Here is a 12,381-nt window from a genome sequence, read left to right as displayed (position 1 = left end):
ATTGGTGAATCTATAAGGGGTGTTCTTGTGTTATTTTTCTTTTTTGTTATGGTTCAAAATGGCATTGAGGACGATGGCAAGCAAACTTGCAACGACGATACCGTTTGAGAAGAACATTTGGAAAGCATTTGGTAGGCTGTTGAAGAGGTTGCTGCCGTTAAGACCAACCCCTGCAGCGATTGATACCGCAGCAATCAAGAAGTTGTGTTCGTTGTTGGCGAAATCAACACGTGCCAAGATTTGCATCCCTTGGATAGAAACAAAACCGAACATAACAAGCATAGCGCCACCAAGGACTGGACTTGGGATGATTTGAGCCAAGGCACCAAACTTAGGAAGGAGTCCAAGAAGAACAAGGAAACCAGCTGCATAGTAGATTGGCAAGCGAGTCTTGATACCTGACAATTTCACAAGACCAACGTTTTGTGAAAAACCAGTGTATGGGAAGGTGTTGAAGAGGCCACCAAGGAGAACAGCCAAACCTTCAGCGCGGTAACCGTTACGAAGGCGAGTGCTATCGAGTGGTTCTTTGGTAATATCAGAGAGGGCCAAGTAAACTCCAGTTGATTCAACCATAGACACTGTAGCGATAATACACATCATGATGATTGATGACAACTCAAACTTAGGCATTCCGAAGTAGAATGGTGTTGGCACGTGGACAATAGGTGCCGCAGCCACTGGTGAGAAGTCAACTAAGCCCATGCTTGCTGCGATAGCAGTACCGACAATCAAACCAATCAAGATTGAGATGGATTTGATAAATCCTTTAGTGAAAATATTAATCAAAAGGATGATGAGAACGGTGATAGCTGCAAGGAAGAGGCTTTGACCAGTAGGCTTATCAGCATTATTTCCCATATTTCCGATAGCCACAGGGATGAGGGTCAAACCAATAGTAGTGATGACAGATCCCGTAACGATAGAAGGGAAGAGATTGGCCACTTTTGAAAAGACACCAGAAACGAGGATAACATAAATCCCTGAAACGATAAGAGCACCAAACATAGCACCACTACCGTGTTTCTCACCAATCATAATAAGTGGTGCTACTGACTGGAAGGCAACCCCAAGAACAATTGGAAGACCGATACCGAAGTATTTATTAAGTTGAAGTTGGAGGAAGGTTGCTACACCACACATGAAAATGTCGGTTGAAATCAAGTAGGTTAATTCATGAGCTGAATAGCCCAAGGCACCAGCAATCATGATTGGAACCAGGATTGATCCCGAGTACATGGCAAGTAGGTGTTGCAGTCCTAGGACCGCCGCCTGCGAATGTTTTTCTTTATTTTGCATTAGATGTCTGCCTCCTTAAATACGACCTGACCATTTTCAAAACGATCCAAACGAGCAAGTGAAACGACTGGGTAGCCAGCTTCTTCTAGAAGGGCACGACCATCTTGGAAAGATTTCTCAATAACGATACCGACCGCTTCGACGTGTGCGCCAGCTTCTTCGATGATTTGAATCAAGCCTTTGGCAGCTTGGCCGTTAGCTAGGAAGTCATCAACGATGAGAACCTTATCTTCAGGAGTGAGGAACTTGCTTGCGATAGAGACAGTGCTAGTCACCTGCTTAGTGAAGGAGTAGACCTCAGCAGTGAGGATACCTTCATTCATGGTGATATTTTTAGCCTTCTTAGCAAAGATCATAGGGACATCCAAAGCCTCAGCAGCATAGAGGGCTGGAGCAATACCAGATGCCTCGATAGTCACCACCTTGGTGATGCCTGCATCCTTGAACTTTTCAGCAAAGACCTTTCCAATCTCACGCATGAGATCAAAGTCCACTTGGTGAGTGAGGAAAGAGTCAACTTTGAGGATGTTCTCCCCAAGGACATTCCCATCTTTGAGAATGCGGTCTTCCAGTAATTTCATATTACCTCCTATAAAAAATAAAACTAAAGTGTATTTTGATTTTCTCAGATTCCATTGAGACTCTGACAAAGATCAAAACAATCGAATAACAGAAAAAGGCCTGCAAAGCAAGCCTTTAAAATCACAAAAAGACGGTAAATCTTTTTATGACTTTATGACTTACTTATTGTTAGGTGTTACGGCACCTTGTAGAAACGTCACGCCGATTCGTGACATAAATAAGTAATGTTCTCATTATTCGATGAAGCTGTCGTTGGTTGATGATAAACCAATATCAACTCTATAATAATACTATATTTTCTTTGAAGACTCAAAGGATTTTTCCTATGAAAACGCACTATTTTAAAAGTTGGAAAATTCAATCTAACATTATTGTAAGATTTCCTGAGAAAGGTCGTTTCTTGGGGTATTTATTGTTATAATAGTGGGAAATGAAAGAGGTTGAGTTATGCATAAGATTTTATTAGTGGAGGACGACGAGGTTATCCGTCAACAAGTCAAAAAAATGCTAGAACAGTGGGGTTACGAAGTTGTTCTTGTTGAAGATTTCATGGAAGTATTATCTATTTTTGTAAAAGTAGAGCCCCACTTGGTTCTTATGGACATTGGTTTACCTCTATTTAATGGTTATCATTGGTGTCAGGAAATTCGTAAGGTCTCCAAGGTGCCTATTATGTTCTTGTCTTCCAGGGATCAGGCCATGGATATCGTTATGGCAATCAATATGGGTGGGGACGATTTTGTGACTAAACCCTTTGACCAAAATGTTCTCTTGGCAAAAATTCAAGGGCTTTTGCGCCGATCTTATGAGTTTGGAAAGGATCAGAGTCTTTTGGAATATATGGGTGTGATTATGAACCTTAAGGCCATGGATCTGGTTTATCAGGGAGAAGTCGTTTCTTTGACCAAGAACGAGTTTCAGATTTTACAAGTTCTCTTCGACCATGCTGGAAATATCGTTAGTCGGGAAGACCTTATGAAGGAGCTTTGGAACAGTGACTTCTTTATTGATGATAATACCCTGTCTGTCAATGTGGCACGTTTACGTAAGAAGTTAGAGGCAGTTGGTTTGAAGGATTTTATTGAAACCAAGAAAGGTGTCGGTTACGGGTTGCGTCATGATGGATAAGCGTCAATTTATCAAATATCAGATTAGGTCTCGTCTACCTTTCTATCTTTTGTTTATTTTTAATGGAATCATCTTGGTTTTGTTTGCCTTTTTATTTGAAGAGGCAGCAGATATTCTTCATTATGCCTTGACCATACTGACATTTGTGGCTATCATCATAGTTATTTGGGACTTGGTTAGCTCTTATCAGTCTTATAACTTAGCCTATCTCTATGAGAAAATGACACCATCAAGTCCTTTAGAGTTTTATCTAGCTCAGGCCTTGGAAAATGCTAAGGAGAGTCAAATGGTTCAGACTGAGGAGGAGCGCAAGCGCTATACAGATTTGATGGACTACTATACCCTTTGGGTGCATCAAATCAAGACGCCAATAGCAGCCAGTCAATTATTGTTAGGGGATGTTACAGATAGTAAAACGAGGGCTCTCTTGGAGCAAGAGGTCTTCAAGATTGATGCCTACACCAATCTGGTCTTGCAGTATTTACGTTTGGAAAACTTTCATGATGATTTGCAGTTGAGGCATGTTGCATTAGCCCCCTTGGTTAAAGAAGTTGTTAAAAAGCATAGTATTTTCTTTATTCAAAAAGGGTTGACTATTAATTTACATGACTTGGATGTTATGGTCGTTACAGATGAAAAATGGCTCTTGGTTATCGTAGAGCAGGTCTTATCAAATAGTTTGAAGTACACAAAGAGTGGTGGCATTGACATTTACTTCAAAGATAATAGGCTTTATCTTAAAGATTCTGGGATTGGTATCAAGGATAGTGATATTTTACGTGTCTTTGAGCGTGGTTTTTCAGGTTACAATGGCCGCTTGACTCAGCAGTCGTCTGGACTGGGTCTCTATCTTTCTAAGAAGATTGCTGATCAGCTTGGACATGATATTAGTATTAGTTCCCAAGTAGGTCAAGGGACCACAGTTTCTATTCATTTTCAAAAGCAGAAGTTGGCTATTGATTAATAACTTACAAAAGTGTAAGAAATAAGGCTAGAAATGAAAGCAAGGGTTATGGTTGAGACCTTGCTTTTTCTATAAAATGGTATCAGAAGTTAAGTAAGAGGTTCCTAAAATCTCTTCCAAATCTATTAAATAAAGGAGCTTATTATGACATTACTAGATGTTCAACATGTTAAAAAAATCTATAAAACACGTTTCAAAGGAAATCAGGTTGAAGCCCTTAAAGATATCCATTTTACGGTTGATAAAGGTGACTATGTTGCAATCATGGGTGAGTCTGGGTCAGGAAAATCAACCTTGCTTAATATCCTTGCCATGCTTGATAAACCAACAGCAGGGCGTGTCTATCTGAATGGTATGGACACAGCAACCATCAAAAACAAGGATGCTTCTAGCTTCCGTCGTGAAAGATTAGGGTTTGTTTTCCAGGATTTCAATCTTTTAGATACCCTATCAGTTAAAGATAATATTTTGCTACCTTTGGTTCTTTCTCGTCGCCCACTTAAGCAAATGATGACACAAGTAGATGCAATCAGTCGTCAACTGGGAATTCATTCCTTACTGGAGAAGTACCCTTATGAAATTTCAGGTGGCCAAAAGCAAAGGGTTGCGGTTGCGCGTGCAATCATCACAAAACCAGAAATACTCTTAGCAGATGAGCCAACAGGTGCCCTGGATTCCAAATCTTCAGCAGCGCTCTTGGATGTCTTCGATGCTATTAATGCCAGCGGTCAGACCATTCTCATGGTAACTCACTCGACAGCGGCCGCCAGTCGAGCGCAGCGTGTTTTGTTTATCAAGGATGGAATTCTTTATAATCAAATCTTCAAAGGAGATAAGTCTGAACATCAAATGTTCCAGGAAATTTCCGATACACTAACTGCAATGGCAAGTGAGGTGAACTAATATGTTTCGTCTAACCAATAGACTGGCTTTGTCCAATCTCATAAAAAATCGTAAGCTTTATTATCCTTTTGCTTTAGCAACTATTCTGGCTATTGCCATTACCTATATCTTTACATCTTTAACGCTTAATCCTCATCTGGATCACTTGACTGGGGCAGATGCTATCAAGATGGTTTTGGGGATGGGACTTGGAATTGTCGCCCTATCCTCTGGAATTATTGTTCTTTATGCCAATAGCTTTGTTATGAAAAATCGTTCAAGGGAGCTTGGTCTCTATAGTGTGCTAGGCTTAGAGAAGCGTCACCTCTTTAGTATGATTCTAAAAGAAACAGTGATTATGAGTTTTGTGACTTTGCTTCTAGGTATAGGTGTGGGGGCACTTTTCGATAAACTCATTTATGCTTTTCTTCAAAGGCTTATCGGTGAAAGTACTGGTTTAGTTTCGACCTTTCAAGTAATGACAATTCCTATTGTTCTTGTCATCTTTGCTTGTATTTTTGGTTTGTTGGTTTTGGTAAATGGTTTCCGATTGCTACGGCTTAATCCTTTACAATTAACTAAAGATGGCCTTAAGGGTGAAAAAAAGGGACGTTTTCTAGTTATTCAAACCCTTTTGGGACTTGGTGCTATGGGGTATGGTTACTATCTTGCTCTCTCTGTTCAGAATCCAGTAACGGCTATTATGAGTTTTTTCCTAGCTGTTCTACTGGTCATTCTAGGGACTTACCTTCTCTTTAATGCCGGGACAACAGTTGTTCTGCAACTCTTGAAAAAGAAGAAGAGCTACTATTACAAGCCCAATAATATGATTTCCATTTCCAATCTTGTCTTTCGGATGAAAAAAAATGCAGTTGGGCTGGCGACCATTGCCATTCTCTCAAGTATGGTTTTGGTGACACTTGTAGGTGCTGCAAGTATTTATGCTGGAAAAAAAGACTATCTGGCGAGTTCTGCTCCGCATGATTACTCAGTTACAGGGACGAATGTAGATTTAACAAGTACACGGAAAGCTATGGATGATTTCTTAGTACAGACGGGAAATCAGGTAAATAGAAAAGTGGAAGTAAGTTACCTCTACTTTGGTATCAAAGAACAAGAAAAAAACAAGCTAACCATCTTTTCTGAGAATGAAAGAAAAGTTCTACCAAAGTCAATTTTTCTTGTCTTCTCACAATCTACTTATAAACAATTAACAGGTAAAGACCTCAATCTGACTTCAAATCAAGTTGGCTTATTTACTAAAAATAAAACATTAAAAGATCAAAAGAGTTTGTCTGTCAATAGTCAAACCTACCAGATCCATGATAGCCTTAATGACTTTCTTAAAGGTAAAATACCCAACCTCTTCACAATCATAGTTTCTGATTATAGCTACCTTGTTGTTCCTGATATGGATGATTTTCAAGAAAGTATCAAAGGAACAGCAACCACCCAAGCTACCTATGTTGGTGTTAATGTCAAAGACCCTTCACATGATGCCAAGAAAAATTCAGATTTGCTAGACAAAATCACGGATAAAGAAACACAACAGTTAGCTGGACAAACTACTGGCCTCCCTAAGTCTTACTTCACTGCAAATAGTCGATATGATGCAGAAGGCATGGTAAATGGCTTTGTTGGTGGAACCTTCTTTATCGGCATCTTCCTATCCATCATCTTCATGCTTGGCACAGTTCTCGTGATTTACTATAAACAGATTTCCGAGGGTTATGAGGATCGTGAGCGCTTTGTTATTCTTCAAAAGATTGGCTTGGACGACCTCCAAGTCAAGCAAACCATTGGAAAGCAAGTCCTTACTGTCTTCTTCCTCCCCTTGATTTTTGCCTTTATTCACTTGGCCTTTGCCTATCATATGATCAGTTTGATTGTGCGTATCATTGGAGTTCTTAATCCAAGTCTTATGTTAGTGGTTACTATCATTGTTTGTGGCGTATTCTTCCTAGCCTATATCTTGGTTTTTGCCCTAACGTCTCGTTCCTATCGTCGAATCGTATCGATGTAATTGACATAGAGTCTAGTTCATGCTAGGCTCTATTTCTTTTATGCTATAATAGATGAAAGAATTATAAATCATCGGAGAAAACACATGTCACAGACTATTGATGTCAAACGTTACGAGGAATTGGCACGTCAAAAGCAGGGGGAGCACCGAAAGTTTCTAGCACAACTCAAGAAGAAGGCTCCTAAAAATTTAGATAAGATTGTTCAGCAGGTACACAATGAAGTCTTTCAAGAAATTGATTGTACCCAGTGCGCTAATTGTTGTAAGACGCTTGGTCCCGACTTCACAGAGCAGGACATTACTCGCATTGCCAAGCATTTTCGAATGAAATTACCTGCCTTCGAGGAGATGTACCTTCAGGTAGATGAGGATGGCGACAAGGTCTTCAAGTCTATGCCTTGTCCCTTCTTAGGGCCTGATAATCTCTGTGATATTTATGATGTCCGTCCTAAGGCCTGTGCAGCCTTTCCTCACACGGATCGTAAGAAAATCTATCAGATCAATCATCTGACTATCAAAAATACGCTTTTCTGTCCAGCAGCCTACCTTTTTGTGGAAAAACTCAAGGATAGGATTTAGAAAGGAACTGTTATGAAACGATTTAATGCAGGTGTTTTCACCCTACTTATCATTGCTGCCTATTTTATCGCGACAGCATTTATTCCGGATTTGTATTTGGCTTTTAATTATAAATTGATTTTAGCCTTGCTTTTTGTGCTTTTGAGCTGGCAATCTAAGGGGAAATTTCTCTTTTTCTTGGGGATGGCTTTTCTATCGACCTATATCCATGACCTCTTTAGATTGGACTATTCAGAATGGACACTCTTTGTAGGAATTCTTATCTTGGGGATTGCAGTGGACCGTTTGAGCAAGCCAAGTTATAAGAAGAACTTTTCTTACAAGGTTTCTAAAGAACATGAGCGAGAGATTTTCGCTAAGACCTTATTTTCAGAGTCTGTTCAGGTGGTGACTTCACAAAACCTCGAAACTGTCTATGCCAATGCCGATTTTGGACGTTTGACTTTGGATTTGCGTCAGGCTCAGTTTATGACGGATCGACCTCAGATTGTGGTTCAGGCAAATTTTTCTCAGGTTATCATTCGAGTACCTAAGGATTGGCAAGTGGATGCACACGGCCTTCATACAAGCCTGGCAGGAGTGAAAAGCTACGATAGTCTAGGAGAACGAGACTTGGCTAGCACTACAGTTTCTCTAACAGGTTCAGTATCCTTTGGACAGGTAACTGTCAAACATTGAAAATAATGAAAGAGCGAAAGCTCTTTTTTTCTTGCAAATCCTTTTAATATAACATTGAATACGTTTACAAATAGTGCTATACTGATAGTGAAAATAATTGGAAATTTGCAATCATTTACTAGAAAGGAGTCTCCTTATGAAACGGTTTAATGCTCGGGCCATCTTGTTGCTTTTACTAGCAGCTTGTTTTATCGCTAGTGCCTTTATTCCAGATTTTTGGATCATGGTCAATTATAATCTGGTTTTCTTCGTGGCCTTCTTTTGTTTTGGTATCTTGAATAGGCGACCGCTCCTCATTTTTCTTGGTTTGGCCTTCTTATCACCCTATGTTCATGACTTGTTAAACCTCGATTTTGCACAGTGGAATCTCTTTAGCGGTATCTTTCTAATTGGCTTGGCTTTAGAGCTTTTTTATGGTCGTAGTCCAAAGAAAGGGCTCACTAAAGATTATAAGGTTAATAAGAACGACCAAGAGGGACCTCATATTTCTGTTAAGACCTATATGGCTGAGGATAGGTATCGTATCTATTCTCAAGAAGTCGAAACGATTGATATGAATCTAGCTTTTGGTGAGCTTTGGTTGGATTTGAGTCAGGCCAGCTTTGCGTCAGATCAGGTAGCTGTTCATCTTGATGCTAAGTTTGGTGAAGTTCATATCCGACTTCCTCACGACTGTGTCATGGATGCCACTGAAATTTCACATCCTCTGTCATCTGTGAAGGTGGATCGTTTTGAATCTGATATCGAGCAAGTTGAAACTAGGCTTCATCTGAGCGGAAGTCTCTTCTGTACGGAGTTGGAAGTGGAGTATTAAGGGAAGTCCGATGATATCAGCTCTATCGTCAATTAGCATGGCTCCTATACAAAAGAAAGGAAATCACAGGTATGAATGAAACGGTTATTCAAGTCACATCCCTTGGAAAACGCATCAAGGGAAAGACCATTTTAGAGAAGATTAGTTTTGAGATAAACAAGGGCGATTGTGTGGCCTTGATTGGACCTAATGGGGCAGGTAAGACTGTCTTGATGTCCTGTATTCTTGGTGATAAAAAACCGAGTAATGGTCAGGTCCTCATTGATGGTAAAGCAGGTAAGGCAAAAAATAAAATTGCGGTTCTCCTTCAGGAAAATACCATTCCAAATAGTTTGAAAGTGGAAGAGCTAATTGCCTTCTTCCAATCTATTTCTGATAATCCCTTGACCAATCAAGAGGTTCAGGAACTCCTACAATTCAAGGAAGACCAGTATCAGCAGTTTGCGGACAAACTCTCTGGTGGGCAAAGACGTCTTCTGGCTTTTGTCCTTTGTTTGATTGATAAACCTAAAATCCTCTTCTTGGATGAACCGACAGCGGGTATGGATACCTCGACTCGTCAGCGTTTCTGGGAGATTGTCAATGACTTGAAAAAATCAGGTGTAACCATTCTCTATTCCTCTCACTATATCGAAGAAGTGGAACACACAGCTGACCGTATCTTAGTCCTCCATCAAGGGAAACTTATCAGAGATACCACACCATACGCTATGCGACATGAAGAGAAAGAGAAGCAGGTCACTTTGCCAAGTAGCTTTGTTAACATTGTTCATGGCTTGGAAGATATATATGAGATTACTGAGAAGCGGGATGTCATTAGCTTCATGACCAAAGATATCGAAAAGGTATGGCAAAGACTCGAAAAATCAGGCTGTGGAATTTCTGATATTGAAATCCAAAATAAAACACTCTTGGATAGCCTATTTGATTCAACAAGGGAGGACAAGGCATGAAAGCATTACTAAAAATTGAATGGATAAAAACGTGGCGAAGCTGGCCAGTCTTTATCATGGGAATCGGGATGCCTGTTGGCTTTTTCCTCCTTTTTTCAAGTATTGTCTCAACACCTAATCCTGAGGCTCAAAAAGATTTTTTGCTGTCTTATATGTTGACCATGACTGGCTTTTCCATGTCTAGCTTTGGTTTATTTACCTTCCCTTATATGTTGCAAGAGGACCAAACAGAGCACTGGTTGACCTATATCGAGCATTCTAAAATCAGCATTTCGGCTTATTATCTATCTAAGATCTTTCGTGTTTTGCTGAATTTTATGGTGGCTATCATTGTGACTTTTTGTGTGGGAGCCTTTGTTCGAGATGTTGAGTTGCCTTTGTCAGGTTGGCTAGGTTCAGGTGCCCTCTTACTTCTATCAAGCTTGGTCTTTTTGGCCTTTGGCTTGCTTATCGCTCAGATTAAATCCCAACAAATCATGTCTGTGGTTGCAAATATCACCTACCTTGGCTTGGCTATTGTGGGTGGTTCATGGATGCCTATTTCCATGTTTCCAAAGTGGGTTCAGAGCATTTCTGAGTGGACGCCTGTCTATCATGTCAATGAGTTAGTTGTTAATTTTGCAAAGGATGGGACATTTTCATGGAAATCACTTTTGTTTATTTTGGCTTATACTGTAGTAGCAACAGGGCTTGCACTCTTTATCAAGTCGCAAAGAGAAAGTGATCGAGGTTAAAGGAGAAATAATGGATGCTTGGCAGAAGATGTATGAAGAGGCAAAAGCTTTGTATCAGCCACAGGAAGTCTCAGACTTTGTCTATGCTAGGCACGTTGTGGCTGCCGTTGAGGCTGAAGATGGGCAAATTTTCACAGGCTTTTGTATGGAAGGGACGTGTGGTGTTTTCCATCTATGTGCCGAAAGGGCTGCCCTTTTCAATATGTATCAAGAAACTGGTCAGACTAAGGTCAAGCGTATTATCGCCTTTCGTGACCAGCCACCTCATGGTGGACCATCTGGCATGCCTTGTGGAGCTTGTCGAGAATTTTTAATGGAACTGCATCCCGACAATCGTCATTTAGAGTTCATGGTTGACTACGAAACACGTCAGACCGTCACTTTGGGAGAATTATTGCCACTGTGGTGGGGAGAAGAACGGGCTCAACAATTTGAACAAAAGTCGCAAGACAAGGCTTAAAGTTTATAGAAATCACAAAATCCTCGCATGTTAAGTGTGAGGGTTTATTTTTTGAAAATAATTTCAGAAAATTCGAAATTTACCTTGAAATTCAAAATGAAAGTGCTATACTATATCGTGAAAATAGAAAGAAGGTTTCATTATGGAGTCACTTGTATCTTTTAGTAAATGGCTCAGCAAATGGTTTACTGTAGCTGTTATCCTCTGGGCGGCCTTTAACTACGCCCTTCCTGCAACTAGTAGTTGGGTCATTCCCAATACGGCTTATCTGCTTGGTTTGATTCTTTTTGGTATGGGGCTTACCTTGACAACTGAAGATTTTAAACGTATTGCTAAGCGTCCAATTCCCGTTGTTCTTGGGACTGTAGCTCACTATGTCATCATGCCTGGTTTGGCTTGGTTGCTTTGTATGATTTTCCATCTGAAAGGTGCGACAGCAGCAGGGGTTATCCTTGTTGGCTCTTGTCCAAGTGGGACTTCATCGAGTGTCATGGCCTTCCTTTCAGGTGGGGATGTCGCCTTGGATGTCTCTATTGAAACCCTCTCAACTCTCTTGGCACCACTCATGATTCCAACCCTCTTGTCATTCTTGGCTGGTCAGTACGTGAGTGTCCCTGCCCAAAGCCTCTTCCTAAGTACCTTGCGTATCGTGGTTGTCCCTATTATCTTGGGTGTGCTCGTTCACTCAATCTTTGGTAAGAAAATCGATGCCATCATCAAGATTATGCCTTTGATTTCACAAGCTGCCATCCTCTTGATTGTTGGAGCAGTTGTTTCTGCCAACCATGCCAATATTTTCACAGCAGCGACAGCCCTTGTCATTCCAGTCGTTATGCTCCACAATCTTTGTGGTTATGCCCTTGGTTTTGGATTTTCAAAAATCCTTGGTTTGGAAGAACCCCAACAAAAAGCCATTACCTTCGAAGTGGGGATGCAAGACTCAAGTCTTGGAGCAACTCTTGCTATGAAATATTTCGTGCCACAAGCTGCTATCCCATCAACTATCTTTAGTATTTGGCACAATATCTCAGGTTCCATCCTCTCATCATGGTGGAAGAACCATTCAAAAAATAATTAGTAAGATAAATGAAAAGCTGACCTTGGGTTGGCTTTTATTTTTTAATAAAGAATCTTTTTCGAGACTTTCCTTAGGTGATGACGGACGTCAGCGAACTTCAAAGAAGTTCCATGCCTAAGTTTCGAGTCGAAGGTCTCGAAACTTCCGAACCCCTGAAGTTTAAGTTCTTCAGGGTTTTTTATCACAGTGAAAAGTCTCAGTTATACT

The 12,381-nt window shown here is 40.5% G+C and carries 13 protein-coding genes and 1 riboswitch; of the genes, 11 read left to right on the top strand and 2 right to left on the bottom strand.

The features are described 5' to 3' along the window. Positions 1 to 30: 30 nt before the first annotated feature. Entirely contained in the window at positions 31 to 1,299 is a 1,269-nt protein-coding gene (locus tag H7T93_RS06225; RefSeq protein WP_145517405.1) for a nucleobase:cation symporter-2 family protein, read from the bottom strand. After that, positions 1,299 to 1,880, bottom strand: coding sequence for a xanthine phosphoribosyltransferase (locus tag H7T93_RS06220; protein WP_004182304.1), 582 nt, complete (start codon positions 1,878 to 1,880; stop codon positions 1,299 to 1,301). Before H7T93_RS06220 ends, H7T93_RS06225 begins: the two co-directional genes overlap by 1 nt. 146 nt (positions 1,881 to 2,026) lie before the next feature. Further along, positions 2,027 to 2,122, bottom strand: a riboswitch (purine riboswitch). 206 nt (positions 2,123 to 2,328) lie between these two features. Here H7T93_RS06220 and H7T93_RS06215 point away from each other — a divergent pair. The 11 genes from H7T93_RS06215 (at position 2,329) to H7T93_RS06165 (ending at position 12,174) form a co-directional block, all read left to right on the top strand. After that, complete coding sequence (locus tag H7T93_RS06215; protein ID WP_048675379.1) at positions 2,329 to 3,009, top strand: response regulator transcription factor; 681 nt, start codon at positions 2,329 to 2,331, stop codon at positions 3,007 to 3,009. Further along, positions 2,999 to 3,973 (top strand): sensor histidine kinase, encoded by a 975-nt coding sequence (locus H7T93_RS06210; protein ID WP_398578082.1) that lies wholly within the window; start codon positions 2,999 to 3,001, stop codon positions 3,971 to 3,973. The genes H7T93_RS06215 and H7T93_RS06210 overlap by 11 nt, the downstream gene beginning before the upstream one ends. A 144-nt stretch (positions 3,974 to 4,117) precedes the next feature. Further along, positions 4,118 to 4,876 (top strand): ABC transporter ATP-binding protein, encoded by a 759-nt coding sequence (locus H7T93_RS06205; RefSeq protein ID WP_008534947.1) that lies wholly within the window; start codon positions 4,118 to 4,120, stop codon positions 4,874 to 4,876. Position 4,877: 1 nt separating this feature from the next. Further along, a complete protein-coding gene (locus H7T93_RS06200) occupies positions 4,878 to 6,878 on the top strand; it encodes an ABC transporter permease (protein ID WP_110981483.1) in 2,001 nt (666 codons plus the stop codon). Positions 6,879 to 6,962: 84 nt separating this feature from the next. Next, on the top strand, positions 6,963 to 7,457 hold the full coding sequence (locus tag H7T93_RS06195) for a YkgJ family cysteine cluster protein (protein WP_002885314.1): 495 nt from the start codon (positions 6,963 to 6,965) through the stop codon (positions 7,455 to 7,457). Positions 7,458 to 7,469: 12 nt separating this feature from the next. Next, on the top strand, positions 7,470 to 8,135 hold the full coding sequence (locus tag H7T93_RS06190; protein WP_110981482.1) for a hypothetical protein: 666 nt from the start codon (positions 7,470 to 7,472) through the stop codon (positions 8,133 to 8,135). A gap of 136 nt (positions 8,136 to 8,271) precedes the next feature. Beyond that, complete coding sequence (locus tag H7T93_RS06185) at positions 8,272 to 8,949, top strand: hypothetical protein (RefSeq protein ID WP_155222633.1); 678 nt, start codon at positions 8,272 to 8,274, stop codon at positions 8,947 to 8,949. 71 nt (positions 8,950 to 9,020) lie between these two features. After that, on the top strand, positions 9,021 to 9,902 hold the full coding sequence (locus H7T93_RS06180; protein WP_201041696.1) for an ABC transporter ATP-binding protein: 882 nt from the start codon (positions 9,021 to 9,023) through the stop codon (positions 9,900 to 9,902). After that, a complete protein-coding gene (locus H7T93_RS06175; RefSeq protein WP_002891235.1) occupies positions 9,899 to 10,636 on the top strand; it encodes an ABC transporter permease in 738 nt (245 codons plus the stop codon). Before H7T93_RS06180 ends, H7T93_RS06175 begins: the two co-directional genes overlap by 4 nt. 10 nt (positions 10,637 to 10,646) lie before the next feature. Beyond that, positions 10,647 to 11,096: a cytidine deaminase family protein gene (locus H7T93_RS06170; RefSeq protein WP_107373189.1), complete on the top strand. Its 450-nt coding sequence runs from the start codon at positions 10,647 to 10,649 to the stop codon at positions 11,094 to 11,096. Between the two features lie 142 nt (positions 11,097 to 11,238). Next, a complete protein-coding gene (locus H7T93_RS06165; protein WP_013990402.1) occupies positions 11,239 to 12,174 on the top strand; it encodes a bile acid:sodium symporter family protein in 936 nt (311 codons plus the stop codon). The last annotated feature ends 207 nt before the right edge of the window (positions 12,175 to 12,381 follow it).

Source organism: Streptococcus sp. 9.1 (genome assembly GCF_016648815.1).
Classification (GTDB): domain Bacteria; phylum Bacillota; class Bacilli; order Lactobacillales; family Streptococcaceae; genus Streptococcus; species Streptococcus salivarius_E.
Note: the sequence above shows the minus strand (reverse complement) of the source record. Positions and strands in the feature narration are given on the sequence as shown.